Annotated in this window: 28 protein-coding genes and 1 pseudogene; 10 read left to right on the top strand and 19 right to left on the bottom strand. The window is 69.6% G+C overall.

Going from position 1 to position 25,360, the window contains the following annotated elements; genetic code table 11:
* Positions 1 to 27 precede the first annotated feature (27 nt).
* From IG99_RS32820 to IG99_RS32780, 9 genes are all read right to left on the bottom strand, one after another.
* A complete protein-coding gene (locus tag IG99_RS32820; RefSeq protein ID WP_037680467.1) occupies positions 28 to 1,050 on the bottom strand; it encodes a hypothetical protein in 1,023 nt (340 codons plus the stop codon).
* Between the two features lie 28 nt (positions 1,051 to 1,078).
* Entirely contained in the window at positions 1,079 to 2,269 is a 1,191-nt protein-coding gene (locus tag IG99_RS32815; protein ID WP_037680466.1) for a hypothetical protein, read from the bottom strand.
* A 23-nt stretch (positions 2,270 to 2,292) separates the two neighbouring features.
* Complete coding sequence (locus IG99_RS32810) at positions 2,293 to 3,510, bottom strand: hypothetical protein (RefSeq protein ID WP_037680464.1); 1,218 nt, start codon at positions 3,508 to 3,510, stop codon at positions 2,293 to 2,295.
* 81 nt (positions 3,511 to 3,591) lie between these two features.
* Entirely contained in the window at positions 3,592 to 4,512 is a 921-nt protein-coding gene (locus IG99_RS32805; RefSeq protein WP_037680462.1) for a phage distal tail protein, read from the bottom strand.
* Between the two features lie 19 nt (positions 4,513 to 4,531).
* Positions 4,532 to 5,824 carry a phage tail family protein gene (locus tag IG99_RS32800; RefSeq protein WP_037680459.1) on the bottom strand — a complete coding sequence of 431 codons (1,293 nt, stop codon included), beginning with the start codon at positions 5,822 to 5,824 and terminating at the stop codon, positions 4,532 to 4,534.
* Positions 5,821 to 7,017, bottom strand: coding sequence for a phage tail protein (locus tag IG99_RS32795; protein WP_037680458.1), 1,197 nt, complete (start codon positions 7,015 to 7,017; stop codon positions 5,821 to 5,823). Before IG99_RS32795 ends, IG99_RS32800 begins: the two co-directional genes overlap by 4 nt.
* A 66-nt stretch (positions 7,018 to 7,083) precedes the next feature.
* Complete coding sequence (locus IG99_RS50710) at positions 7,084 to 7,695, bottom strand: hypothetical protein (RefSeq protein ID WP_037680456.1); 612 nt, start codon at positions 7,693 to 7,695, stop codon at positions 7,084 to 7,086.
* A 101-nt stretch (positions 7,696 to 7,796) separates the two neighbouring features.
* Positions 7,797 to 8,219: a hypothetical protein gene (locus IG99_RS49135; protein ID WP_158973285.1), complete on the bottom strand. Its 423-nt coding sequence runs from the start codon at positions 8,217 to 8,219 to the stop codon at positions 7,797 to 7,799.
* A gap of 81 nt (positions 8,220 to 8,300) precedes the next feature.
* Positions 8,301 to 8,495 (bottom strand): hypothetical protein, encoded by a 195-nt coding sequence (locus tag IG99_RS32780; protein ID WP_107056076.1) that lies wholly within the window; start codon positions 8,493 to 8,495, stop codon positions 8,301 to 8,303.
* Between the two features lie 273 nt (positions 8,496 to 8,768).
* Here IG99_RS32780 and IG99_RS48045 point away from each other — a divergent pair, with 273 nt between their 5' ends.
* The gene (locus tag IG99_RS48045; protein WP_158973284.1) at positions 8,769 to 9,704 is read left to right on the top strand and encodes a hypothetical protein; all 936 of its coding nucleotides are present in this window, start codon (positions 8,769 to 8,771) and stop codon (positions 9,702 to 9,704) included.
* 259 nt (positions 9,705 to 9,963) lie between these two features.
* On the opposite strand, the gene IG99_RS32770 is transcribed toward IG99_RS48045, so the two are convergent.
* The 5 genes from IG99_RS32770 to IG99_RS32750 form a co-directional block, all read right to left on the bottom strand.
* Positions 9,964 to 10,317, bottom strand: coding sequence for a hypothetical protein (locus IG99_RS32770; protein WP_037680524.1), 354 nt, complete (start codon positions 10,315 to 10,317; stop codon positions 9,964 to 9,966).
* A gap of 65 nt (positions 10,318 to 10,382) precedes the next feature.
* Positions 10,383 to 10,673: a hypothetical protein gene (locus IG99_RS32765; RefSeq protein WP_037680449.1), complete on the bottom strand. Its 291-nt coding sequence runs from the start codon at positions 10,671 to 10,673 to the stop codon at positions 10,383 to 10,385.
* A 122-nt stretch (positions 10,674 to 10,795) separates the two neighbouring features.
* Positions 10,796 to 11,395, bottom strand: a complete 600-nt coding sequence (locus tag IG99_RS32760) for a phage tail tube protein (protein WP_037680441.1) — start codon at positions 11,393 to 11,395, stop codon at positions 10,796 to 10,798.
* Between the two features lie 149 nt (positions 11,396 to 11,544).
* A complete protein-coding gene (locus tag IG99_RS32755) occupies positions 11,545 to 11,958 on the bottom strand; it encodes a hypothetical protein (protein WP_037680440.1) in 414 nt (137 codons plus the stop codon).
* Positions 11,959 to 12,322: 364 nt separating this feature from the next.
* On the bottom strand, positions 12,323 to 12,841 hold the full coding sequence (locus IG99_RS32750) for a helix-turn-helix domain-containing protein (protein ID WP_234312046.1): 519 nt from the start codon (positions 12,839 to 12,841) through the stop codon (positions 12,323 to 12,325).
* A gap of 210 nt (positions 12,842 to 13,051) precedes the next feature.
* Between IG99_RS32750 and IG99_RS32745 the strand changes: the two genes are divergently transcribed.
* From IG99_RS32745 to tuf, 6 genes are all read left to right on the top strand, one after another.
* Entirely contained in the window at positions 13,052 to 13,834 is a 783-nt protein-coding gene (locus tag IG99_RS32745) for a hypothetical protein (protein ID WP_234312045.1), read from the top strand.
* Complete coding sequence (locus IG99_RS32740; protein ID WP_051866166.1) at positions 13,831 to 14,076, top strand: MerR family transcriptional regulator; 246 nt, start codon at positions 13,831 to 13,833, stop codon at positions 14,074 to 14,076. The genes IG99_RS32745 and IG99_RS32740 overlap by 4 nt, the downstream gene beginning before the upstream one ends.
* A gap of 314 nt (positions 14,077 to 14,390) precedes the next feature.
* Positions 14,391 to 14,762: a 30S ribosomal protein S12 gene (rpsL, locus tag IG99_RS32735; protein WP_003948652.1), complete on the top strand. Its 372-nt coding sequence runs from the start codon at positions 14,391 to 14,393 to the stop codon at positions 14,760 to 14,762.
* A 2-nt stretch (positions 14,763 to 14,764) separates the two neighbouring features.
* Positions 14,765 to 15,235 carry a 30S ribosomal protein S7 gene (gene rpsG, locus IG99_RS32730; RefSeq protein WP_005481264.1) on the top strand — a complete coding sequence of 157 codons (471 nt, stop codon included), beginning with the start codon at positions 14,765 to 14,767 and terminating at the stop codon, positions 15,233 to 15,235.
* Positions 15,236 to 15,274: 39 nt separating this feature from the next.
* Positions 15,275 to 17,401 (top strand): elongation factor G, encoded by a 2,127-nt coding sequence (gene fusA, locus IG99_RS32725; RefSeq protein ID WP_037680439.1) that lies wholly within the window; start codon positions 15,275 to 15,277, stop codon positions 17,399 to 17,401.
* Between the two features lie 155 nt (positions 17,402 to 17,556).
* Positions 17,557 to 18,750, top strand: a complete 1,194-nt coding sequence (gene tuf, locus IG99_RS32720; RefSeq protein WP_037680438.1) for an elongation factor Tu — start codon at positions 17,557 to 17,559, stop codon at positions 18,748 to 18,750.
* Positions 18,751 to 19,105: 355 nt separating this feature from the next.
* On the opposite strand, the gene IG99_RS32715 is transcribed toward tuf, so the two are convergent.
* The 3 genes and pseudogenes from IG99_RS32715 to IG99_RS32705 all read right to left on the bottom strand — a co-directional run bounded on the left by IG99_RS32715 (position 19,106) and on the right by IG99_RS32705 (position 20,889).
* Positions 19,106 to 19,693, bottom strand: coding sequence for a Uma2 family endonuclease (locus tag IG99_RS32715; RefSeq protein WP_037680437.1), 588 nt, complete (start codon positions 19,691 to 19,693; stop codon positions 19,106 to 19,108).
* 214 nt (positions 19,694 to 19,907) lie between these two features.
* Positions 19,908 to 20,213, bottom strand: a pseudogene (locus IG99_RS32710) (helix-turn-helix domain-containing protein); the annotation flags it as partial.
* A gap of 199 nt (positions 20,214 to 20,412) precedes the next feature.
* On the bottom strand, positions 20,413 to 20,889 hold the full coding sequence (locus IG99_RS32705; protein WP_037680436.1) for an ATP-binding protein: 477 nt from the start codon (positions 20,887 to 20,889) through the stop codon (positions 20,413 to 20,415).
* A gap of 111 nt (positions 20,890 to 21,000) precedes the next feature.
* Between IG99_RS32705 and IG99_RS32700 the strand changes: the two genes are divergently transcribed.
* Complete coding sequence (locus IG99_RS32700) at positions 21,001 to 21,879, top strand: helix-turn-helix domain-containing protein (RefSeq protein ID WP_037680434.1); 879 nt, start codon at positions 21,001 to 21,003, stop codon at positions 21,877 to 21,879.
* Positions 21,876 to 22,103, top strand: coding sequence for a DUF397 domain-containing protein (locus tag IG99_RS46330; RefSeq protein ID WP_078948035.1), 228 nt, complete (start codon positions 21,876 to 21,878; stop codon positions 22,101 to 22,103). Before IG99_RS32700 ends, IG99_RS46330 begins: the two co-directional genes overlap by 4 nt.
* On the opposite strand, the gene IG99_RS32695 is transcribed toward IG99_RS46330, so the two are convergent.
* Positions 22,068 to 23,054, bottom strand: coding sequence for a hypothetical protein (locus IG99_RS32695; RefSeq protein ID WP_037680432.1), 987 nt, complete (start codon positions 23,052 to 23,054; stop codon positions 22,068 to 22,070). The genes IG99_RS46330 and IG99_RS32695 overlap by 36 nt on opposite strands.
* 200 nt (positions 23,055 to 23,254) lie before the next feature.
* Between IG99_RS32695 and IG99_RS32690 the strand changes: the two genes are divergently transcribed.
* Positions 23,255 to 23,803, top strand: coding sequence for a DUF1062 domain-containing protein (locus tag IG99_RS32690; RefSeq protein WP_037680430.1), 549 nt, complete (start codon positions 23,255 to 23,257; stop codon positions 23,801 to 23,803).
* 55 nt (positions 23,804 to 23,858) lie between these two features.
* On the opposite strand, the gene IG99_RS32685 is transcribed toward IG99_RS32690, so the two are convergent.
* Positions 23,859 to 25,259, bottom strand: a complete 1,401-nt coding sequence (locus IG99_RS32685; RefSeq protein WP_037680428.1) for a S41 family peptidase — start codon at positions 25,257 to 25,259, stop codon at positions 23,859 to 23,861.
* Between the last annotated feature and the right edge of the window lie 101 nt (positions 25,260 to 25,360).

Below are 25,360 nucleotides of genomic sequence, written 5' to 3'. Positions count from 1 at the left end.
GGCGGTCAGCTCCTGGTGAGGCGGTGGTCACTGCACGAAGCAGGCGGAGAGCCGCAGGGTGTTGCCGACCTGGATGACACCGCTGGTCGACCAGGTGAGCAGGTACACCGTGCCGTCGGGGTTGATGCGGATGCCGCCGTCGGCGTACCCGTCGGTGGCGGAGGCGTACGTGTCGTGGGCGGGCCGCCAGCCGGCGGGCAGGGTGCAGATCAGCTCGTCGTTGACGTTGCCCGGGTTGGTGCTCCCGGCGGCCGTCGCGGTGAGGGCGCTGGTGGTCCGGACGAGCGAGACGCTGAAGGAGCAGACACCGCGCGTGCGGCGGGCGTTGTACGAGCTCACCGACCAGTTGCCGGACGCGGTGACGCCGGTGGTGTTGGTCTCCACGGCGATCGGCGGCTGGTGGTCGGCCCAGGCGGTGCCGGTCCAGCGCTGCAGGACGCCATTGTTGTCGCGGTACTGGCCGGGGTAGGCGCCGGTGGCCGTGTCCGTGGTGACGGGCAGGATGCCGCCGACGGAGACCGTGGCGGTACGGCGGCCGGTGAGGGCCGTGCCCCAGGGGATGCCGTTGGCGCCGGCGCTCGCCCCCTTCGGTACCGCGACCTCGTAGAGCGGCAGGGCGAGAGGGGGCGTGGCCGGTACGGCCGGGGTCGCGGCCGGGGTGCCCTTGACGATCTCGACGGCGGCCTCGGTGCGGCCGGAGCCGTCGTAGGTGTCGTCGTAGATCCTCAGCACGACGAGGTCGATGCGGCCGTACTGGGCGTCGCCGTCCTCGAAGGTGAGGGGCAGGTACTCGGTGAGCGCGACCGGATAGGCGCCGCGGGCGTCCGCGCCCTGGACGACGGCCCGGCCGGGGCTGACCGTGGCGGTCATGGTGCCCGCGGTGCCAGTCAGGGTGAACCCGGAGATGCGGGACTGGCCGTCGGCGGAGCCCGGCAGGATGCCGGAGCGGGTGGCGACGGGCGAGGTCGGGGTGAGCGTGCCGAGCGGGACGACCCTGGTGTCCTCGAGGGACTGGGCGTCGGGGGAGAGCCAGCCGGAGCGTACGGGCATGGTCGACTCCTTTCTGGGAGGTGGGAGTTCAGGCGATCGGGTCGACGCGCAGATAGCGGGCGTCGAACCAGCAGGTGACCGTGGCGCTGGTCGACCGGTACATGGCGGTGACCGTGTAGGTGGTGCCGACGGCCAGGCCGTTCATCCGCAGCTGGGTCGACACCGACTTGCCGATGTCCCCCGAGCTCGTCGCGGTGCGCTCGTCGTCGGCCGCCCAGATGACGGTGGAGCCCTGGGTGACCTGCGGGGACATGTAGGCGGACACGGTCTCGCTGGACCGGGTGAGCATGCGGGCGCCCAGGCCGATGAGGACCGAGCCGGACGGCGGGGCCGTGAAGGTGAGCGTCAGCGGGGTGGCCGACGCGTCGGCGAGTGTCGCGGTGTACGTGGTCGACGTCGTCGACCCGGCGTCCAGGGTGTTGGCGAACGCCGGTCCGGGCACGGCCGGCAGCCACGCCGTGCCGTTCCAGCGCTGGAGCTGCCCGGCGGCGGAGTCGCGGTACTGGCCGGGGTGACCGCCGTTGGTGAGCGCGCCGGCCGGGACGATGCCGCCCACGTCCCTCGGGTACGGCACCCACGCGGTGCCGTTCCAGCGCTGCAGCGCGCTGTTGACATCGCGGTACTGCCCCGGATAGGCGCCGATGGCCATGTCGTCGGGGACGGTCGGCAGGATCCCGCCGACGGCGACGGTGGTGGGGCGCAGGTCGGTCAGCGCCGTGCCCCAGTCGATGCCTCCGGTCCCGGCGCTGCGGCCCTTGGGGACCACGACCTCGAACAGCGGCAGGGACAGGCCCGGTGCCGCGGGCGCGGTCGGGGTGGCCTCCGGTTTGCCCTTGACGATCTCGACGGCGGCCTCGGTGCGCTCGCCGCCGTCGTAGGCGGGGTCGTGGATCCGCAGGACGACCAGGTCGATCCGGCCGTACAGGGCGTCGCCGTCCTCGAAGGTGAGCGGGACGCCGTCGGTGACCGCCACCGGGTAGGCGCCGCGGGACTCGGCCGCCTGGACGACGGCCCGGCCGGAGCTCACGGTGGCGGTCATGGTGCCGGTGGCGCCCGCGAGCCAGAAGCCGGAGACGCGGTGTTCCCCGCCGTAGGAGCCGGGCAGAATGCCGGAGCGGGTGCCGATCGGCGAGGTGGGGGTGAGGGCACCCAGGGCGGCGACCCGGGTGTCCTCACGGGTCTGGCCGTCCGTGGACAGCCAGGCGGAACGTGCGTTCATGGCGAGTCCTTCCCGGTGGCCGCTCAGGAGGAGGCGGCCTCGTAGCTGCCGTGGAGGGTCAGTACGTCGCCCGCGGCCCAGGTGAAGGGCGCGGACTTGTCCCACACGGTCCCGTTGGTCTTGAGGGCGTCGCGGACCTGGTGGATCGTGCCGCCGTTCGCCGTCGACAGCTGACCGGCGCCCTGGTACGTCAGGAGCGCCGAGACGTCGTGCGCCTCGGCGGTCATGAACCGTCCGTCCAGCTTCCAGGCGGTGGACACCGGCGCGACCGGCAGGGAGAAGGTCCAGTCGGCGTTGGCGTCCTGGGCGCTCAGGTTGGTCGTCGAGCCGATCTTGAGATAGATCCGCAGCTGGACGACGTTGCCCGTCTTCACGTACGAGCCGGCCAGCGTGCCGTTGCCGATGGCGGGCGCGGCGCCGTTCGTGCTGCGCCAGACCGGCGTGTAGTCGGTCCAGTTGGCGACCGGCTGGTACGACGCCCAGGTCGAGCCGTTCCAGCGCTGCAGCACTCCGGAGGAGCTGTCGCGGTACTGGCCGGTGTAGCTGGCCGTGGTGACGGTGCCGGCCGGGGCGATGCCGCCCAGGGCGCTCGGGTACGACACCCACGCGGAGCCGTCCCAGCGCTGGAGGGCGCCGCCGGAGTCGCGGTACTGGCCCGGGTAGGCGCCGTTGCCGGTCTCGCCGTAGGCCGGGAGGATGCCGCCGATCGCGACGGTGCTGGAGCGCAGGTCCGTCACGTCGTTGTTCCAGTTGATGCCGCCCTTGCCGGCGCTGATCCCGGCCCGGACGGTGACCCGGTAGATCGGCAGCGCGACGTCCGGGAGCGGCGGCGGGGTCGGGTTGGTGTCCGCCTCGCCCTTGATGATCTCCAGGGAGACCGTGGACTGCGCCGAGCCGTCGTAGAGCTTGTCGGAGACCTTCAGGACGACGAGGTCGACGCGGTCGTTGGCCTCGCCGTCGGTGAAGGTGAGGGACTGCGGTTCGGAGAGCGTGACGGGGTAGGCGCCCTGGTTGGCGTCGGCCTGGACGACGGCCCGGCCCTCGTGGACGGTGACCGACATGGTGCCCGCGCGGCCCTGCATCCAGAAGCCCGAGAGGCGGTACTGGCCGTCGTAGGAGCCGGGGAGGATGCCGGAGCGGACCTCCAGGGGGTTGGTCGGGGTGGTCGCGCCCAGCTGGGTGAGGCGGGTGTCCTCGCGGGTCTGGCCGGTCTCGGCCAGCCATGAGCTGCGCAGGTTCATCTGCTGGTCTCCTGTGATCTCCGGAAGGTACGGGGGAGGCGAAGGGGCGGTCAGAGCCAGGCGGCTCGTACGGTCATGGGCTCACCACTCCGCGTCGCGCCAGCGGACCGTCATCCGGGCGCCCGCCCCGTCGGTGTCGGGCCGGAACGCCAGCTGGGCGCGGCCCGGTTCGAAGGCGAACAGTTCCTCGGGGCTGCTGTCCGGCGCGGCCGTGTCACGGCGGGAGGCGGTGCCGTTGAGGGTGACGGTGCCGGCGGCGGTGTCGATCACGAGCTCGTCGCCCTCGGCGAGCGTGATCTCGTAGCGCAGCCGGCGGCCGGAGGTGCGGTCGGTCACCGTCGGGTTGGAGCACGGGCCCGTGAAGGTGATCATCGGATGCGTCGGCGCCGAGCCGGAGTTGGCGGCGAGCACGTCTCCGGTGGAGGCCGACTGCCCCCAGTACAGCGGCCAGGTCAGCGGCCAGGTCAGTCCGCTCTCCGGCTGCGGGGCGCCGGTGACCGCGCTCTGCTCGGTGACCGAGTAGCGGCGCGGGTCGGTGGCGTACCACTGCACGGACGCCCGGGCCACGCCCTGCGTGGTGTACGTCCGGTCGGCGGCCAGCACGCGCTGGCTGACCCGGGCCCGCACGGCCAGCGTCTCGCCGTGCAGCCGCACCGCCAGCCAGCGCTCCGCGTCACCGAGCAGCAGGGCCTGGCGCAGGGCGCGCATCGCGGACAGCGAGGACTCGGTGCTGTCCTCCGACGGTACGGTCCACACCGTGCCGCCGATCTTGCGGGGCCGGGCGTAGCGGGCGCCCGGCCAGGCGCCGTGCGCGGTGGGGTGGTCGGCGTCCGAGGCGTCGTACTCGGGCAGGTCCTCCCAGCCGCTCAGTCCGCCGCGGTCGATCTCGTAGGGCGTGCCGGGGCCCAGCAGAAGTCCGGCCCACTGCATCTGCCCATCGCGGGTGATGAGTGAGCCGGGTGCGGTGTCCTCGGTGTATGCGGTTGTGGTCGTCTCGGCCATGGGGCCGTCACCTCACTTCTCAGGCTGGGGTGCGTGCGTGGGCCGCCGCGAGGAAGAGCAGGTCCTCCGCCGTGCCGTGGGCACCGGCGCCCCGGCTCTCGTGGAACTCCGTGATCCGGTGCGGGGGCCCGGGCCGGTGGTGGTTGCGCAGGGCGAGCGCCTGCTGGCGGCGCAGGGCGGTGAGCGGCAGGACCCTGCCCGCCCGACGGGTGGCGCCCGGGACCGCGACACCGCCCTCGGCGAGCATCGGGATCTTGTCCAGGTCGACGCCGAACTTCTTGCCGAACAGGCTGAAGCTGAGGCTGTTGAGCCCGTCGACGATCCAGTTGGCGAACGCGATCAGGCCGTTGACCGGCCCCTTGATCACACCCGCGACGGTCTGCGCGCCGGTCTCCACGAACTGCCCGAGCCCGCGCATCGTCCCGGACAGGGCCGCCTTGATCCGGGTGAACATCCGGGGGATGTCCTGACTGATCCACTTCAGCGCCGGCCTGACCGCGTCCTTGAACCCCCGCCACACCGCGGACACCCGGCCGCTGAGCGCGCGGGTGTCGCCGGTGGTGAGGGCCTTGAGGACGGCGAAGCCGGTGCCGATGAGGGTGGCGATGCCGGTGACGGCGCCCCTGACGACGGTGAGGTAGCCGGTGACGTAGGTGCTCACCGCCGATCCGATCGCCTTCATCAGGGGGCTGATGATCGTCACGTACAGCTCGACGTACTTCAGTACGAGCGTGGCCAGCTGCTCCATGAACCGCTGCCCGGTCTCGGAGTTCATCGCCAGGTCGATCAGCCAGCCGGCGACCGGGAGGAGCAGGCCGGTGACGAAGCCGATGGGGTTGGCACGGGTCAGGGCGTTGATGACCAGCATGACGCCGGAACCGATGGTCATGGCGGTGCCGAAGGTGCCCATGAGGTCGCCGAGGACGCCGGAGGCACTCAGCAGGCCGGCGACCAGCGCCCCGACGCCGCCGAGCCCGGACATGAGTGTCCCGAGCCGCTTGGTGGAGCCCTTGCCCTGGTCGCGCACGGACCTCAGGCCGGACCCGGCGGTGATGGCGCTCCGCCCTGTCCTGGCGATCGAGCGGGCGGCCGTCTCGGCCCTGGCCTTGGTCTGCCGTACGGCGGTGCCGGCCTGGGCGACGGAGGAACGGACGCGATCGGTGGCGGCGGCGGCACTCTTGATCCGGCCGGTGACCGAACGCAGCGTGCTGCCGCCCTGTTCGATCCGCGAGCGGAAGGTGCGCAGGGCGGGCCCGACACCGACGAGCGGGTCGGCGGTCCAGCCGCCGGCTGTTCGCGCGACGGCACTCATCCGCGTGCCTTCGCCAGGAACATCAGGGCGTCCGCGGTCCGCTGCGGGCTGCTCGTCTCGGCCGCGTAGTAGTGCTCGATGTGCAGCGCGCCGCCCGCCGCCCCGGACGCACCGGCGTACGCCGGCCCCTGTGCGGCCGCCCGCTTCAGCAGCCGGTCGAGCTTGCTCAGCGGCAGCACGGCCTCCGCCTCACCGGCCTCGGCGAGCAGCGCCGGGACACCGCCCGAGCGGGGCATGACGACACCGCCGGTGGCGAGCGCGGGGATTCTCGGCAGGCTGACGCCGAACGACTTGCCGCCGACCTTCGGCACCCAGCCCGGAATCGACACCTTGATGCCGTTGAGCCTGCCGATCGCGGAGTTGATGATGCCGATGACCGCGTTGATCGGGCCCTTCACCGCGCCCTTGATGCCGTCGAAGGCGCGGCTCGCGATGCCCTTCAGGCCGCCCCAGATGCTGGACAGCTTGTCCTTGACGGCCCGGAAGGCGTTCGGGATCGCCGACTTGATCCAGCTGACGACGGGTGAGACGACGGCCTTGATGCCCTTCCAGACGCTGCTGACGACCGTCTTGATCGCGTTCAGCGCGGTGCTGATGACCTTCTTCCAGATGGTGACGTAGGTCTTGATGACCGTGGCGATCGCCTTGACGACGGTCGAGACGGCCTTCTTGATGCCGTTCCAGACCGACTTGATCAGCTTCGCGGCGTTCTTCATGATCGGCCCGATGGCCTTCATGACCTTGCTGATCACCGACTTGATGACCTCGAAGGCCGCCTTCATGACCTTCTGCATGGTCTTCGACCTGGTCGCCATGTCGACGACCTTCTCGATCAGCGGCTGGAGCAGGCTCATGAGCATGCCGAAGAAGTTGCCCTTCATCGACTTGTTCATCTTGTCCTGACCCTTGGCCGCCTTCTCGGCCCCGGTCCGGTACTTGCCGAGGTTCTTGCCCGCGGAGGAACCGGTCCGGCCGGCCCTGCCGATCGACTTCTCGGCCTGGTCGGAGGCGGTCCTCAGGTCCTTCAGTTCCTTCTCGGCGCCCTGGGCGGCCGACTTCAGCGTCTTGAGCTGGTTCGCGCCCTTCTGGCCCGCGCTTCCCATGCCCTGGGCCGCGGCCCCCGCACCGGAGGCCTTCGTCTTGAAGTCCTGCAGTGCGCCGGAGGCTCGGCCAAGTGATCGTACGAGAGACATTCACACTCCAGATGTGTCACCGGGGACCTGCCTCGACGGTTCGCGAGACGGTCGGTTCGCGGCAGCTCACTGGCCGCCGTCGATGGTCGTGCGCAGCTGTTCCGCCCGGTCCACCACGCCGCGGAGTGCCTGCTCCGCGCCGCGGGCGTCCTGAGTGGCGTTGCGCAACGCCTCGGTCGATGGCGGGGGACCGGCCGGGCCCGGCCGTCCCTGGCGGCCCTGGTCACCGCGCGGGCCCGGTCGGCCTCGGCGCCCGGGCGCGCCGCGCTGTCCGCGTCGGCCCTCGCGGCCCTGCGGGCCCTCGGGTCCGCGCGGTCCGGGAGGCCCCGGTTCACCCCGCGGGCCTGGAGCGCCCCCTCCGCCTCCTGCGGCCTCGGCGGACTGCCGGGTGAGAAAGCCGTACTGGTTGTAGTCCAGGCGGAACTGCTTCTTGATCAGTTCCTCGAAGCTCCAGAGCCCCGGCAGGGTGGCGAGAATCGGAACCCACTCCGCCTTGAAGACGGTGAACTCCGACTTGATGCCGTTCAGCTCCGTGGGAAGCCGGGTCTTCCAGTCGGCGACCCACGCGTGATCCTCGGCCGCCTTCCCGTTGTCGTACGCGGTTATCGCACTCTTGATCTCTTTGGAAATGGCGGTTCGCGTCTGGCCCATTTCCTCTTGGCTGACGTACTCGGTCATGTGTGTCCTCTCGTGCGGCGCGTGGTCCGGACATGGCGATGCCCCCTCCCGCAAGGGCGGAAGAGGGCATCGGAGGGTGTGGGGCGCGGGTGGCGCCAGGGTCAGGAGATGGCGCCGATCACGACGCCTGTCACGAGCAGCAGGCCGAAGAGCGACTGGATCACGTAGCCGACCCATGTGCCTCGCGATGAGAGGTAGTAGCTGCTTTCGACCACCGAGGGCTTCCGCGCGTCGAAGACGACCGGGAACTCCTGACCGACGTGCGGCGCCGGCTTCGGAGCACTGACGAGCGCCCAGGTCTCGTCGCCGTCGGCCGTGCGGAAGGAACAGTTCAGAAGTTCCACCGCTGTGCCGCCGCGGCGTATGCGCTCCTGGCAGACCGCGACGGTTTCGACACCCGTCCTCTTGAGCCGCCGCTCACGCAGTTGTTTGGGGATGAAAAGCAGTGAGACGAGGCCGAAGGGTACCGAAATGATCATGAATGGGATGCCGTAGTTCGTTGCGCTCGCGAGCGTTGTGGACAAGTGTGCTCCCCCTTGGTGGCCGCGATGCGAGAGTGCCGCAGCATACAAGCGGCTGTGTCGGCCGGGGGGTCGCCCGCGGTGTCAGCGGGTCCGGCGGGCCTCCGTCAGGGCGTCGGACCAGCCGGCGGCGTAGGCGCGTGACTCCCGGTCCAACAGCTCTTCGTACACCTGGTCGAGCAGGGCCTCGCGGCTGGCGGCGGGGGTGCGCAGGAGGCGGGCGAGACGGGTGTAGGTGTCGATCGGCTGCTGCGGGTGGTTGCTCGTGCCAGTCGCCATGTCGGCCTGCTTTCCCTTGTGTCCGTTGGGCTGGTGGTACACGTGGCGCCTACGGAGGCGTTCGAGACGCGTGTTCGAACTAGTGTACGAGTAATCCTGTGGTTCGGGCGGTGTTTGCCTCGGCAGCTCCTCCTCATCCGCGTGCGGACCTGCGGTGATGCAGGGGGCGCAATGGACGGTGCGTCAGGTTCTTGGGGTCGGGATCCGGCCGTCCTCCCGTCGGTGAACGACATGTGAATGGCTGGGCCCCCGGAGGGACATGGAGGACGGGGTGTGCGACGGTGGACGGCGGGCAGCCGTCCTCGCGCGGGGGCGCGCGAAGGAGCAGCGGACGAGAGCAAGGCCTACGGGGTGCCTGGGGTGGACGGCGACGCGAGCAACACGCGGGACGACCGGGCGATCGACTGGCTTGAACAATTCCCTGATCTGCCGCACCTCATCGCCCGCCTGTCCGAGCTGGTCCACCGGCTCGGACATGCCCCCGAAGACCTCCTCGTCCTGCCCCGCGCCGAGCTCGAACGGCGTGAACTGGCCGCCTACAGCGCCGGCTGGGCCGACGTCGTCGCCGAGCAACTGCCCGCCGTCCGGCGCGCTTATGAGGAGCGGATCACCGCCGCGTACCTCAGGGGCCAGGAGGACGCCCGCACCGGTCGGCGCCCCCTCCGGGCCCGCAGCCCCGAGGGCGAACAGGGCGCCGAGGTCATCCCCCTGCCCCACCTCCAACTCCTGCGGCCTCCGCCGGAGGTGACGCGAGTGGAGGAGCGCGGCGAACGGGAGCGGTCGGTGGCGGACGGTGCGCCGACGCCGACGCCGACGCCTTCGGACGAGGATGTGCCCGCTGAGGAGCATGTGCCGGACGGCGGCTCGGACGGCGGCCCGGACGACGACAGGGGCGGGGGCGACATACTGCTCTCCGCCCGCCAGGTGCGCGAGCGTTCGGCACCCTCAGACCGGCGCCGGGTGGTCCGGCGCAACGGACGGCCCAGTGTCCCTCCGCTGACCAGGCCGGGTGACACCCCCGCCGGACGGGAGAAGGGCCGCCGCCCGGACGCACCGGAAGAGCACCAGGAGCCGCCCGGAACTCCCGGCCCCGGCCCCGAGGACCGCCCCCGGCTCTCCGACAAGGCCCGGGCCCTCGCCGAAGAACTGGGGAAGGCAGAGCGAAGGGCCGACACCGCGACCAGGACGACAACCAGGACCGGCCCATAGGCCCCGGTGAGCGTGACCGGCCGAATGGGCGTGGTGAGCATGACCGGCCGGACGGACGCGGGGATCGTGACCGCTCCGACCGCCGCGACGGATGTGGGAAACACGCCCCGCAGGACCGCGCGGACAAGCGCGATCCGAGGCCGGGGACCAGGCGCCCCCGTTGAGGCCCCGAATGCGGCCCGTTGGGGGCCCACCCACCCGTCAGACGGGTTCGCGGGCCCTGCGGCCAAGGACAGGCCCCCCTCTCCAGCCCCGCTTCTCAGCCGAAGAAGCGGGCGAGTTGGACCGGGGTCGGGGTGGAATCGTCCCGGGTCGGCGATCGGGTGTCGCCAACGGGAACGTCCCGCTCCTCCTCCACTGGGTCGCCCGGGCGCGGTACGGGTACCGGGGGTTCCGGGCCCTCGCCGTCCTCGGCCGTGTTGACCGTGGCGAACATCCAGTTGGCGGCCGCCAGCTGGTCCACCGCCGCGGCCAGCAGATGGTCGGTCACCGACCACTCCGCGGCCTCCCCGTACAGATCCCGGTTGACCGCACTGTCACGCGGCAGGTGCTTGATGAGCACCGAGAGCCGCCGGGCCGAGAGGCGGTCACGGTGCCAGTCGAGCAGGTCGATGCCGTAGTAGCGGAGCAGATCCGCTTCGAGTGCCTCGGCGTGTTCGTCGACGAACCCGACGAGGCTCAGCCTTCCCCCAGGCCGAGCCCGGTCTCCTTGCCGTAGGCCTCCAGGATGGCGGCGATGTCCTGCATGGTGACCTCGTGCCGCTCGAAGCGGGCGAACTGCTCCTCACCCATGAGCAGCCCGAGCAGCCCGTCGACGTCGTTGTCGTCGAGGTCCCGCAGGGCACGGGCGGTGGCCCGGGTCAGCTCGGTGGGCAGCGTGAAGGAATCACCGTCGAGCTCGAACGACCAGGTGCGGCCGAGGGCTTCGAGGCGCTGGGCGCGGGCGGCGTTGACGTCGAAACGGGCCATGGGGATACGTACTCCTCAGGGTTGTCGAAGGGTTGTCGAAGGCTTGTCGAGGGGGTTGCCGAAGGCGTTGCCGAAGCAGTGAAAGAGCGGGCGGGGCGGACGAACCCGCCCCGCCCGGTGGATCAGGCGGCGTACGAGTCGTCCTTCATGACGAAGCTCGCCAGTGCCGAACCATCGGCGCCTGCCATGGCCGTGAAGGTGATGCCGAGCTGGGTCGCGGACTTGCGGGCCAGCTTGATGTCGTCCGCCGCCGTGACCTGGCCGCGCGGGATCCCGAAGCGGTAGGTGACGGCCGAGCCGTCGCTCGCCTGGACGTCGGTGAACTCCAGGCCGAGCGCGCGGACGTCGGCGTACGGACGGTCCGCGATGTCGTACTGGAACACGTCCGTGGCGCCGGCCACCGGGCTGACCTTGCCGCCGCCCATGAAGAACGGCAGCGTGTCCTCGTTGAACTGGAGCAGCGAGAACTTCAGGGTCAGGTCCCGGTCGGAGTAGACGAAGTGCACCGGGCTGACGGCCTGCCACACGTCGACCGGCTCCAGCTTGTCCTTCTTGCTGAAGGTGACGCCGTCGCCGGAGGTGTAGCCGAGGTCCGTCCAGTCGGCGCCCCAGTCGGTGGCGGAGTTGCCGGAGAAGGCCGTCGGGACCTTGGTGTCGGCCTTCGCGACGAAGAGGCGGCCGACGCCGGCGATGCGGATCTCGGAGGAGTTGGTGCCTGCCATGGTTGGGGTTCTCCTTGTGTGAACGGGCAGCGCGCGGATGCGCGCGCCTTCGAGGGGCGCACCCGGAGCGGTGCTCCGGGTACGACGAAGGCCCCGCCGGATGACGGGGCCTTCGGTCTGTGGGGCGGCGCGAGTGCGCCACGGGGTGCTCAGTAGACGTTCAGGAACACCTTGAGCACGCACACGTAGCGGTTGGCCGCGGCGTAGAGGTAGTCGGGCAGCCAGCGCGGGCCGTCCTGTTCCTCGACCTCGGTGATCTGGTTCCTGCCGTAGCGGTTGCCGGCCGCGGCGAGCAGTGCGCGGCGGGCCGCGTTCGCCAGGGTGTGCGCGGCCTCCTTGGTGGGGCCGTACACCTCCAGCTCGATGAGCGGCTGGTCGACGTGGAGTTCGCCGATCCAGGCGCCGCCGCGCCGGTTGACGAGGACGGCGGCGGTCCTGCCGTCGAATCCGTCCGGCGCGTCGACGCGGACGAGGGCTGTGGAGAGTGCGGAGTCGGCCTCCAGGATGTCGACGACCAGGGCCTCGACATCGGGGAAGGCGCTCGGTGGGGTGGGCGTGGTCATGCCGGGTCACCTCGGGCTGCTGGGCGCGCGGGGCGCGGAGTACGGAAGAGGGCGCGAGTGCGTGAGGGAAGGCGCCCCGGTACCGGCGTACGGACAGACGCGGTACGCGTGGGAAGGGCGGGCGCCGCCCGGCTCGCGGGCACAGCTCCGCCGCTGCAGCAACTGTGACAGATATCGTGCGCGCACGCAACTTATTGGGTGGACGGATTTCCCGGGAGCGGTGCGGAAGAGGGTGGGAAGAAGGTGGAGGTGCTGGTCAGGCGCCTGATGCCACGCTGGCCGCCTTCCCCGTCAGTGGACGAATGCCACTGCCTCGGCGGCCGTGCGGCGGAGTGAGCCGTACGTCGTGAGTCGTGCGCGTGGATCAGTCGGCGGAGGAAGTGGAAGAAACGGAAGAGGCGGAAGAAGCGGAAGAAGGAGAGTGCGCGAGTCCCTGGGGCACCGGCACCGGCACCGGCACCGACTCCGTGTCGGTCGGCAGGAACTGCTCCACCACTCTCACGAACATGTCGCGCCGGTCGGCGGGCACGCCCAGCAGATCGGCCACCTCCTCAAGGGTGGGGCGGCGGCCGATGTCCCCGCCCGGTGGATGCGGAGAGGCCAGGTACGCCTGGGGGTCGGCCAGTTCCTCGGCCGTGAGCCGGCCGGAGCGGATGAGCATGTCACGCACGGGAACGCCCAGTACGCGCGCGAGCCGGCGTGTGGTCTCGAGGTCCGGCATGCTCTGCCGCTGGAGCAGGCGGGTGACGGCGGCGCGGTGTACGCCGGCCTCGTCCGCGATCCGGGACTTCCCCCCGCCGCGAGGGCTGTCGATGTCGTAGCCGCGCTCCCGCATGAGGTCCTCGACCCATGCCGCGAACGCGTCCAGATCCTGGCTGGTCATCTCTGCTCGCTTCCCTAGGAGGAGGCAAGTTTAGCTTGCTTGCGCGCGCGGAATTACGTGCTCGCGGGCAAGCACTAAGGAAAATAAGTGCAACATGAGGAGGTTTCAGAGAGGTGGATGATCGCGGTACGTTGCGAGCGCGCACGCAATCTGGCAGGGTTGACGGCGTTCGTTCCATCCGGGCTCGGCCCGTACCAGCAGGGGGACCTCATGCCGATCACCGACCCATGTGGCCAGTCCGCTCCGTCGGACCGCCAGGAACAGCCGACCGCGCAAGCTGCCCTCTGGATCGGTCAGCTCGCCCAGCAGTTCCCCGAACTCGCCACCGAACTCGTCCCGGGCCGCACCTCGGCGACGGCCCGCCCGGCGGTCCCGCCGCCGCCCGGCCTCGGTGCCCGGCTGCGCCAGGAACGCGAGGAGGCACTCCTCCTCCAGCAGCGCCACGGCCTCACGGCCCCGGGTCACAGCGCGGCCCCGCTGCGGCTGCACATCTCCGACACCATCCGCGACATCACGGACGGTGTGGTGGAGCTGGAGGAGGCGGTGCGCGACCGTCTCGGCCTGCCGCGCCCGCGTCGCGTCACCGTCCCCGAGCGGCTGCGCCGGATCGCCGCACTCCTGGACGACATCGCCGTCGACCCCGTCCTCGCCGCCCACGTCCGCGACGAGGCCCGCCGGATGGCCCGCCGCTGCGCCCGCGCGCTGGGTGACACCGAGACCGTCGTACGGATGTCCGGCCGCTGTCCCTGGTGCGACTCCGTGTCGCTGCGGGCCTTTCCCGACCGCGCTGCCGTCCTCTGCGTCAATCCGGCCTGCCGCTGCGCGGACCCGCACTGCGGCTGCCGCGACGACCCCGCCTACCGCCACACTTGGACCGAGGGGGAGTGGGAGCGCCGTACCACCGCCGCACGCCGTAGCACCGCCGCGCGCCCCGCCACCGCCGAGCGTCGTATCACCCCGGCCGCGCGGACCGACCGGAAGGCCGCCCGATGACCGCGCCGCGCGACCGGCCGCACGACCGTCAGGGCGGCGCCCCCGCTCTCATCCCCGGTGAGCTCGCCGCCCGCGAGGTCGGTGTGGCCCCCGCCACTATCCGCAAGTGGGTCCAGCTGGGCCGCCTCACCGCCGCGGGCCGGGCCGGCCGGGCGCTGCTGTTCCGCCTGGAGGACGTCTTCGCCGCGGAGCGCGCCACCCGGCGCACGCAGAGGCGGGACGGAACGAAAACCGAAGAGTGAGAACGGGGGACTGAGACCCTCCGATGCGGGCACCCGGCAGGGCAAGCGATTTGAGATGATTGCTATGGCTCTGCCGGGCTCGCCCATTTGTTTTGACCACAGCGAATGAGGTAGGTACGCTCAGACCTTGTGCCTGGGGTGTGCCCTGGCTCTCGTGCGTGCCTTCAGACCGCGACGGGAGCCGTGAGCGGCCACCGCAATCTGCGCCCTTTCGCCTAGCGGCGGGATGCTGCGGGATTCGACACACCCGACCGCGTGGGTCGGAGATGTTCCAGGTTAGCTTCACCATTCGGCACACAGAAACCGGAGAAGTAGTGCCTACGATCCAGCAGCTGGTCCGTAAGGGCCGGCAGGACAAGGTCGAGAAGAACAAGACGCCCGCACTCGAGGGTTCCCCTCAGCGTCGCGGCGTCTGCACGCGTGTGTTCACGACCACCCCGAAGAAGCCGAACTCGGCCCTGCGTAAGGTCGCGCGTGTGCGTCTGACCAGCGGGATCGAGGTCACCGCTTACATTCCGGGTGAGGGACACAACCTGCAGGAGCACTCCATCGTGCTCGTGCGCGGCGGCCGTGTGAAGGACCTGCCCGGTGTTCGCTACAAGATCATCCGCGGTTCGCTCGACACCCAGGGTGTCAAGAACCGCAAGCAGGCCCGCAGCCGCTACGGCGCCAAGAAGGAGAAGTAGAAATGCCTCGTAAGGGCCCCGCCCCGAAGCGCCCGGTCATCATCGACCCGGTCTACGGTTCTCCTCTGGTGACCTCCCTGATCAACAAGGTGCTGCTGAACGGCAAGCGCTCCACCGCCGAGCGCATCGTGTACGGCGCCATGGAGGGCCTGCGCGAGAAGACCAGCAACGACCCGGTCATCACGCTGAAGCGCGCGCTGGAGAACATCAAGCCGACCCTCGAGGTCAAGTCCCGCCGTGTCGGTGGTGCGACGTACCAGGTTCCGATCGAGGTCAAGCCCGGTCGCGCCAACACGCTCGCGCTGCGCTGGCTCGTCGGTTACTCCCGCGCCCGTCGCGAGAAGACCATGACCGAGCGTCTGCTCAACGAGCTTCTCGACGCCTCCAACGGCCTTGGTGCCGCTGTGAAGAAGCGCGAGGACACGCACAAGATGGCCGAGTCCAACAAGGCCTTCGCGCACTACCGCTGGTAGTCGCTACCCACATCGAGACCGAGAGAAGACTGAAGCCTTATGGCTACCACTTCACTTGACCTGGCCAAGGTCCGCAACATCGGGATCATGGCCCACATCGACGCGGGCAAGACGACCACCACCGAGCGGATCCTGTTCTACACCGGCGTTTCGTACAAGATCGGTGAGGTCCACGACGGCGCCGCCACGATGGACTGGATGGAGCAGGAGCAGGAGCGTGGCATCACGATCACGTCTGCTGCGACCACCTGTCACTGGCCGCTCGAGGACAACGACTACACCATCAACATCATCGACACCCCGGGTCACGTCGACTTCACCGTCGAGGTGGAGCGTTCCCTGCGTGTGCTCGACGGTGCTGTGACGGTGTTCGACGGTGTCGCCGGTGTCGAGCCGCAGTCCGAGACGGTGTGGCGTCAGGCCGACCGTTACGGCGTGCCCCGCATCTGCTTCGTCAACAAGCTGGACCGTACCGGCGCCGAGTTCCACCGCTGCGTGGACATGATCTCGGACCGCCTGGGCGCCCAGCCGCTCGTCATGCAGCTGCCGATCGGTGCCGAGGCCGACTTCAAGGGCGTCGTGGACCTGGTCCGCATGAAGGCGCTCGTGTGGTCCGCCGAGGCCGCGAAGGGCGAGATGTACGACGTCGTCGACATCCCGGCCACGCACACCGAGGCCGCCGAGGAGTGGCACAACAAGCTCGTCGAGGCCGTCGCGGAGAACGACGAAGAGATCATGGAGCTGTTCCTGGAGGGCGAGGAGCCCACCGAGGAGCAGCTGTACGCCGCGATCCGTCGCATCACCATCGCGTCCGGCAAGTCCAGCGACACCACGGTCACCCCGGTGTTCTGTGGCACCGCGTTCAAGAACAAGGGCGTCCAGCCCCTGCTCGACGCGGTCGTGCGCTACCTCCCGACCCCGCTCGACGTCGAGGCCATCGAGGGCCACGACGTGAAGGACCCCGAGGTCGTGGTCAGGCGCAAGCCGTCCGAGGACGAGCCGCTGTCCGCCCTCGCGTTCAAGATCATGAGCGACCCGCACCTCGGCAAGCTCACCTTCGTCCGGGTCTACTCGGGCCGCCTGGAGTCCGGCACCGCCGTGCTGAACTCCGTCAAGGGCAAGAAGGAGCGCATCGGCAAGATCTACCGCATGCACGCGAACAAGCGTGAGGAGATCGAGTCGGTGGGCGCCGGTGACATCGTCGCCGTCATGGGCCTGAAGCAGACCACCACCGGTGAGACGCTGTCCGACGACAAGAACCCGGTGATCCTGGAGTCCATGGACTTCCCGGCGCCGGTCATCCAGGTCGCCATCGAGCCCAAGTCCAAGGGCGACCAGGAGAAGCTGGGTGTCGCCATCCAGCGCCTGGCCGAGGAGGACCCGTCCTTCCAGGTCCACTCGGACGAGGAGACCGGCCAGACCATCATCGGTGGTATGGGCGAGCTGCACCTCGAGGTGCTGGTCGACCGTATGCGCCGTGAGTTCAGGGTCGAGGCCAACGTCGGCAAGCCGCAGGTCGCCTACCGCGAGACGATCCGCAAGGCCGTCGAGCGCGTCGACTACACGCACAAGAAGCAGACTGGTGGTACCGGCCAGTTCGCCAAGGTGCAGATCGCGATCGAGCCGATCGAGGGCGGCGACGCGTCGTACGAGTTCGTGAACAAGGTCACCGGTGGCCGTATCCCGAAGGAGTACATCCCTTCGGTGGACGCCGGTGCGCAGGAGGCCATGCAGTTCGGCATCCTGGCCGGCTACGAGATGACGGGCGTCCGCGTCACGCTCATCGACGGTGGCTACCACGAGGTCGACTCCTCCGAGCTCGCCTTCAAGATCGCCGGTTCGCAGGCCTTCAAGGAGGCCGCGCGCAAGGCCAGCCCCGTGCTGCTCGAGCCGATGATGGCCGTCGAGGTCACCACGCCCGAGGACTACATGGGTGAGGTCATCGGCGACATCAACTCCCGCCGTGGTCAGATCCAGGCCATGGAGGAGCGGGCCGGTGCCCGCGTCGTCAAGGGTCTCGTGCCCCTGTCGGAGATGTTCGGCTACGTCGGCGACCTCCGCAGCAAGACGTCGGGTCGCGCAAGCTACTCGATGCAGTTCGACTCCTACGCCGAGGTTCCGCGGAACGTCGCCGAGGAGATCATCGCGAAGGCCAAGGGCGAGTAACACTCTCCGTTTACACGCCGTAGGCTTGACTCCGGAGCCTCCAGGGGTATTCACCCGCATTTGTGGAGAATGCCCCCGGGCCCGGGCTTTAACAGCAAAGATCACCTGGCGCCGTCCAAGTAAGGCGTACAGAACCACTCCACAGGAGGACCCCAGTGGCGAAGGCGAAGTTCGAGCGGACTAAGCCGCACGTCAACATCGGCACCATCGGTCACATCGACCACGGTAAGACGACCCTCACGGCCGCCATTACCAAGGTGCTGCACGACGCGTACCCGGACCTGAACGAGGCGACCGCGTTCGACAACATCGACAAGGCGCCCGAGGAGCGCCAGCGCGGTATCACCATCTCCATCGCGCACGTCGAGTACCAGACCGAGGCGCGTCACTACGCCCACGTCGACTGCCCGGGTCACGCGGACTACATCAAGAACATGATCACGGGTGCGGCGCAGATGGACGGCGCCATCCTCGTGGTCGCCGCCACCGACGGCCCGATGCCGCAGACCAAGGAGCACGTGCTCCTGGCCCGCCAGGTCGGCGTTCCGTACATCGTCGTCGCCCTGAACAAGGCCGACATGGTGGACGACGAGGAGATCCTGGAGCTCGTCGAGCTCGAGGTCCGTGAGCTCCTCTCCGAGTACGAGTTCCCGGGCGACGACCTGCCGGTCGTCAAGGTCTCCGCGCTGAAGGCGCTCGAGGGCGACGCCGAGTGGACCCAGTCCGTGCTCGAGCTCATGAAGGCCGTGGACGAGAACATCCCGCAGCCCGAGCGTGACGTCGACAAGCCGTTCCTCATGCCGATCGAGGACGTCTTCACGATCACCGGTCGCGGTACGGTCGTCACCGGCCGTATCGAGCGTGGTGTCCTCAAGGTCAACGAGACCGTCGACATCGTGGGCATCAAGCAGGAGAAGACCACCACCACGGTCACCGGCATCGAGATGTTCCGCAAGCTGCTCGACGAGGGCCAGGCCGGTGAGAACGTCGGTCTGCTGCTCCGCGGCATCAAGCGCGAGGACGTCGAGCGCGGCCAGGTCATCATCAAGCCGGGCTCGGTCACGCCGCACACCGAGTTCGAGGCCCAGGCCTACATCCTGTCGAAGGACGAGGGTGGTCGTCACACCCCCTTCTTCAACAACTACCGTCCGCAGTTCTACTTCCGTACGACGGACGTGACCGGCGTCGTGACCCTCCCCGAGGGCACCGAGATGGTCATGCCGGGTGACAACACCGAGATGAAGGTGGAGCTCATCCAGCCCGTCGCCATGGAAGAGGGCCTGAAGTTCGCCATCCGTGAGGGTGGCCGGACGGTCGGCGCCGGCCAGGTCACCAAGATCAACAAGTGATCTTGAGCCTGACTGGTAGCACAGCCTGAGCTGAGCTCCTGAAGGGGCCCGTACGACTTCGGTCGTAGGGGCCCCTTTCGCGTGTCACGAATTGCAGACGCTAGTGCCGCGACAGGCAACGTTCGCCCCGTCGCGACGCTCGGCACGCTCCCCCACTGCCTCAAGGGCGTGGGAGGTGCCCCCACTCGCCGCACCGGCCGAAAGCCCAAGTACATCCAGTACGAGGGCTTCCGGCCGGCACTCCCCCCAGCCTTCGGCCGGGGGGACCCCCAGAGCACGCACCGGACGCCGCCGCTCAACGGGCAAACGTTGCCTGCCGCGGCACTAGTTCAGCACTAGTTCCGTACTTCGCGGGTTAGTAGCGCGGCAGGCCGTGGGTGGAGATCGTCCAGTCGGCGATGGTGACGTCCTCGCCGTAGACGAAGTCCTTGCGGGTGGCGTAGCGGGGGCCGTCGGGGGTGGGGTGGATGTCCGTGAGGACGGCGCCCGTGCCGGTGCGGGGGTCGAAGATGGCGTAGACGGGGATGCCGATCAGAGGGTAATCACGCGACTTTCCGACCCAGTCGTTGTCGGGGTTGGAGCGGGAGACGACCTCGATGGCGGCGATCAGGGTGCGCGGGTCGATGGAGCCTTCGGCGCTGAGATCGTCCCAAGCGATCACCATTACGTCAGGGTGGCGCATGATGCCCTCGGGCTTGTCCTCCACGTCGGGGGTGCCGTTGTGGGCCAGCAGCTCGTCCGGCATGACCTTCTCCAGCCTGCGGCTGATGTGGGCTGCCGTGACCTCATGCGGTCCTCCTGGCGACATCATGTCGTGGACGATCCCTTCCTTGGTGATCTCGAACTTGCCGGGGAGGGTGTCGTCCATCGACTGAACGAAGTCCCGCATGGCCTGGTAGACGTGGGAGGCGCCGTGCTGCGCGTCGTCCGGGGCGATGGTCATGGCGCTCGCTCCTCGTCGTCTGTGCCCGGGGGCAAGGGTCGTCACCTTCATGCTAGGCGGCCCCCGGGAAGGTGGGCGGCTCGGCTGCCCTGACCGGCTCACTCGCGCACTGCCTGCACTGCTGCGTGCAGGACAGCGCTCAATTCCCGCAGGGCTTCCTGCGCGGTGGCTGGATCCTCGTGTTCCAGCCAGGCGGCGACGCCGGGGGCCAGGTGCCGTGCGCCTCCAGCTCGCGCAGGGCCGCCGCGATACGGGTCGTGCCTTCCGGGAAGCGGGCGGCGAGGCTCTTGATGTCCACGCGGGCGCCGCTGGGGAGCGGCTGGATGTGCACGGCCAGGCCGATGGCCAGCAGCGACAGCTCCTGGTGCTGGGCGAGGTGATTGCCGATCACCGTGAAGCGGGTGCTGTGGCGGGTGTGGTCGTGGATCAGGCCGCCGGGGCGAGCGTGATGGCTCGGGTGGTTCTTGGCGGCATGCCGGGACTGGGTGCGCGAGGGCGCGCTAGGGTTTTGCGTATCCATCAGGAAGAGTCGACTTCCTCGGTGGTCAGGCCCTCGCACTGGGATGGCAGTCCCGGCGAGGGCCGTCGAATGTCTGCGGTTGTTGCGCTGAGCGTAGGGCAGGCAACCGGTCCGAAATCCAGCTCAGTTGCCGATGTTCACCCGGGCGGGTGAGCGGAGCCGCCGGCGGGAGGAGGGGTGGGGCTTGGTGCGGGTTCTTTCAACCTTGTGGTCCTTGAGGGAGGCAGCCCGTCGCACCGAAGCGTGAGTTTTCGGGCTTCGGTCGCAGGTCGAGTTCGGCCCACACCGTCTTGCGGGGCGAAGGGCCCTCCAGCACCCCCCAGCGATCCGCCAGCGCCTCCACCAGGACCAGTCCTCGGCCGGTTTCAGCGTCGGCGGACGGGAGTCGTCGCGGCTGCGGTCGGCGGTCACCTCGGGTGTCCGTGACCTCGATGCGGAGGGTGTCGCCGACGACGTAGACCAGGAGCCGGAAGTCGCGTCCCGGTACGCGGCCGTGGGTCACCGCGTTCGCCGCGAGCTCTGCAACGACGTGTGCCGCCGGGTCCGATGGCAGACCCCACGAACGGAGTTGCTCCGTGACGAGCAGGCGGGCGAGGCGGGCTCCGCGCGGGGTCGGCGACAGCTGGACGCCGAAGTTGCGGATGGGGGTGTGGGGAGGGTGGATTTGCTGCTTCACGTCACTCAGCGTGGCGTCGCATAGCTACCGTGAACAGTGACTAGGTCGATACGTACGGTTACTGTCCCGGTGCTGTCCACTGGTGTCCGGGCCTGTCAGGAGGGGGGAGCAGTGCTTCAGGTCGACGGTGAGGCGACGCGGCTCAAGAGTGAGGCGGACGAACCGGGTTGGGAGGTGGATCCTGACGACGAGTGGGGAGTGGCGGTCGTGGCCACGGTCGGGCGTCAGCTGAAGCTGCGCCGCGAGGCGGTCGGGATGCGGGCCGCCGAGTTCGGGGAGGCGGTCGGGTACGGCGAGGACATGGTCTACAAGATCGAGGGTGGGAAGCGGATTCCCCGGCCCGAGTACCTGGACAGGGCGGACGAGGTGTTGGGGGCGGGGGGCTTGCTTTCCGCCATGAAGGAGGACGTGAAGAAGGTTCGGTATCCGAAGCAGGTGCGGGAGATCGCCAAGCTGGAGGCGAATGCGGTTGAGCTCGGGGTGTACGTCGGGCTCAGTCTGCACGGCTTGTTGCAGACGCCGGAGCACGCGCGGGCGCTGTTCGACGCATGGCAGCCCGCGTATTCGCCAGAGGAGTCGGAGCGGCGCGTGGCAGCCCGTATCGCCCGCAAGTCGATCTTCGAAAGGTCACCTGCGCCAGCGCTCAGCTTCGTCCAGGAAGAGGCGACGCTGCGTCGGCCGGTCGGAGGCACAATGGTCTGGCGTCAGCAGCTCGAACATCTGCTGGAAGTAGCGCAGTTGCGCAACGTCACGCTTCAGGTGATGCCGACGAACGCTGAGGCTCACCCCGGGCTGAGCGGGAGGATCGAGGTGCTGAAGTTTCCGGACGGCACGGCCGTGGGCCGTTCCGACGGTGCCTACAACGGCCGACCGATCTCCGATCCGAAGCAGCTGCGGATCCTTGAGCTGCGGTATGGCACCATCCGGGCGCAGGCTCTCACGCCTCGGGAGTCGCTGGCCTTCATCGAGCAACTGCTGGGAGAAACATGATCCGCAATGCCCCCGCCGGAGACGCATCCGCGCTGGCGTGGTTCAAGAGCAGTTACAGCGACGGCCCCGACGGCGACTCCTGCGTAGAAGTCGCCACTACCCCCACCACCATCCACGTCCGAGACTCCAAGCACCTCACCGGCCCCCGACTGGCCCTTGCCCCCTCCAGCTGGGCCGGCTTCGTGTCCTCACTGCATGTTCTGGATGTGCGGGTGGGTGACTGACGTCGTGCAGACGTAGAGCTGCATGGCATAGCTCCGGCCGATGTTGAGCTTGGTCGCGCAGGCGGGGCCGTCGGAGTGGTAGCCGGTGTAGTCGGCGTCCTCAAGGGGGCGCCAGCTGCCGCTGCCGCCGTCCCATTCGCAGCCGTCGAGGGTGAGGAGCGGGCGTACGGCTGAGCCGCACTCGGCGCAGGACATGGGGAACGGGTCGGAGAAGCTCCACGGGCCGTAGCCGCCGACCTTGCAGCCGGGGGCGACGCCGAGGTCGTACTGGTACTCCACCGCGTCCGCCAACTCCTCGTGGATCCGCTCGACCAGCTCGCGCGGGAGTTCGTGCGGGGCCGGGTACTCCGTGACCGGCTCCGGGTGCAGGACGCACGGCTCGGGCAGGTAGCAGTCGTCGCCGATGACGGCCGGGCGGGGCGGGGTGAGAAGGGGGGCGGTGACGTCGGTGGACGTGCGCCAGCGGAGCTCCGTGCGGGGCAGGTAGTCCTCTTCGTGGTCGTACGCGCACCACAGCAGTTGGAGAAGGTCCGTGCCGGCCGGGCGGGGGAGGTCCGGGACGTCGGACGCGTAGAGCTGGGCCACCGGGATCATGGGGACCGGGCCGTCCTGGGGTATTCGCCGTTCACTCGCGCGGTCGACCACGGCCCGCTCCTCGGGGGTCAGCAGGTCCTCGCCCTGCGCACGGGGCCGGGCCCAGGCAGCCGCCAGGACGCGGCGGCTCACATGGACGTCGTCCGGTGCGTACCCGACGTACCACGGCCCGTCGTGCTCCGGGCAGGTCGGCCACGGCTCGTCCGCCGGCCACAGCAGCGGACCGCCGATGGAACTGTCCGCGGCCGTGGGGTTCCCGGCCCGGGGGTGCAGACGAACGGTGGTCCGGGCGAGTGGTGCCAGCTCGGGGAAGTGGGCCGCGATGTCGACGGGGCGCGGTGGCGTGGTGCGGGTCATGGCGTGAGAGTACGGGGCCGAAAAACAGTTGATCAGCGCCACTGCGCGTCACTACCGTGCTGCCGACCTCAGTCGCCCAGGCAAGGACGTGCCGTTGTACACCGTGTGAGACCCCTCGAACGCTGATCTGTCGCGCGTCGCGCATGTGCGCCGCGCTCCTTTCTGCTGCGGTCTTCTCACACTGAAACCGGTGTACTTCTGTGCTCAACACCTGGGTTGTCATGCCCACCTGCCTTCCGCTTGTCCTCCGCCGTTGCCACACGTGCGCGTCCGAGCGTTTCCGGGCCAACGGAAAATTCCGCGTCAACGCGAACCACAAGCTCATCGACGCCTGGCTCCTCGTGCTCTGCACCGGGTGCGGGGAAACCGCGAAGCTCACGGTCTTCGAGCGAATGAACGTGCGCTGCGTACGACCCGAGCTGCTGGACCGGCTGCACGACAACGACCTCGGTCTGGCAGCTGAGCTGCTCCAGGACCCGGTCGTTCGGCGCCGTAATCGCATCGCCCTCGACTGGGCGGGCGCCTGGCGTCTCGACACCGGCGGCTCGGATCACCTGGACCGCGAGGTGATCGACATCGCGGTCCGGTTCGCGGCGCGGATTCCCGTCCGGCCGGTACGACTGATCGCTGAAGGGTGCGGTCTTTCACGGGCGGAGGTCGAGAGACTGATCAGGGAGGGGAACCTCGTCTCGGGAGTCCGCCTGAGCGGCAAGCTGTCCGACGGCTTCACCTTCACGCTCAAGCGCTGAGCACTCCATGAGCCCAGGGGCCTGTCCGGCGAGATCCGTCGGACAGGCCCCTCGGTCAGCCCTCCAAGCGGCTCAGCACACGGACCGCGCGGTCGAACGCCGAGTCGCGGTGTTCGGCGAACTCCTCCTCCGTGAAGACCGGTTCCGTCAGGTGCGGGGGGATGCCGGTGCCGTCGAAGGTGCGACCGGTGCGGGTCAGGAACTCCTCGTTGGGCAGCCAGGCGGTCATGCCATTGGGGAGGTCGCGGGACATGACGTCGGAGAAGACACCCTGGGTGGGCTGCCCGATGCGTACCGTGCGGCCGGGGCGGTCGATGAGGGCCTGCGTGAAGGTCTCGCCGGCGCTCACCGTGGAGCCGCCGGTGAGGATCGCCACAGGGCCGGTGTAGCGGGAGGTGTGGGCGGCCGGGGTGACGCGGATCGGCTCGGGGCGGGTGTGCCGGGTCGGGTCGGCGGGGTCGTTGCGGGCGCGCTTGGCATAGGCGACGTAGGGCATGTCGGTGAGGCGTCCGGCGAGGTGGATGCCGAGGGCGTCGGAGCCGCCGCCGTTGACGCGCAGGTCGATGATCAGGCCGTGCAGGCGCTGGACGCGGGCAGAGGTGAAGACCGAGTTCAGCGCGCGGTCGAGTTCGGCGAGTTGGGCGGCGTACGACCGGTCCGTGGTGTCGTACCCGGAGAAGGCGGAGAGACGCAGATAGCCCCGGCCGCCGGGAAGGTCGGCATAGGTGATCCGGCCGCTCGCGAAGTCCTGGCGGTGCGTGGCGTCGGCCAGGTCACGCTCTACGACGAAGTTCTTGACCCTGGTGTCGAGCTCCTCGCTCGGCGCGGTCGTGCCGGGGCGGACCTGCCCCTTGAAGCGGTCGCCGTCCTGTACGACGACATGGGCGTCGTACAACGGCTCCACCATGCGGTTGAAGAGGTCGTAGAGCTCGTCCCGGGGGGTGCCCGTGTGCACCAGCGGCCGGTAGCGGTCCCGCACGGCGTGCCAGTCGACGCCCTTGGCGGCGAAGAACGGGTAGTTCTCCTCGAAGGACTGCCAGAAGGCGTCGAACGCGGTCAGGGGGTCCTTCGGCATCGGACGCGTGCAGGCGTCGGGCAGTGCGGGAATGCGCCGCAGGGCGCGGTGGCTCACGGATTCGTCCGCACCGAGAGTCGCGCGGTCGGGGCCCGGGCCGGGGCGTACGGTCAGGACGACCCCGTCCACGGTGTAAGTGCCGGGGCCGGTCCGCTGTGCGGAATCGCCCTTGAGGCAGCTCACGGCGGTGGTCTGGTACTCCTGGTACGCGCCGCGACGGAGGTCGAGGACGGTGCCGTAGCCGTCCATGCGCCACAGGCCGTCGATGGTGGCGGCCCCGGAGGCACTGGCGCCTCCGGCTGCACTGGCGTCCGGCGCGACTCCGGCGGCGAGGGTCAGGGCGACGGCTGCGGCGGTGGCGGTGGTGGCGGCGATGCGCACGGTCTTGTTCTCCTCTGTGGACTTGGTTCGCCCCTCACCGTGACGGAGGGAGGCGCGTGCGGACCATCCGGCCAACCGGTGGTTCGGGGCTGAGGACAGCC

Source organism: Streptomyces griseus subsp. griseus (assembly GCF_000720255.1).
Lineage (GTDB): Bacteria > Actinomycetota > Actinomycetes > Streptomycetales > Streptomycetaceae > Streptomyces > Streptomyces griseus_I.
This window is presented reverse-complemented; position numbering and strand designations above follow the sequence as displayed.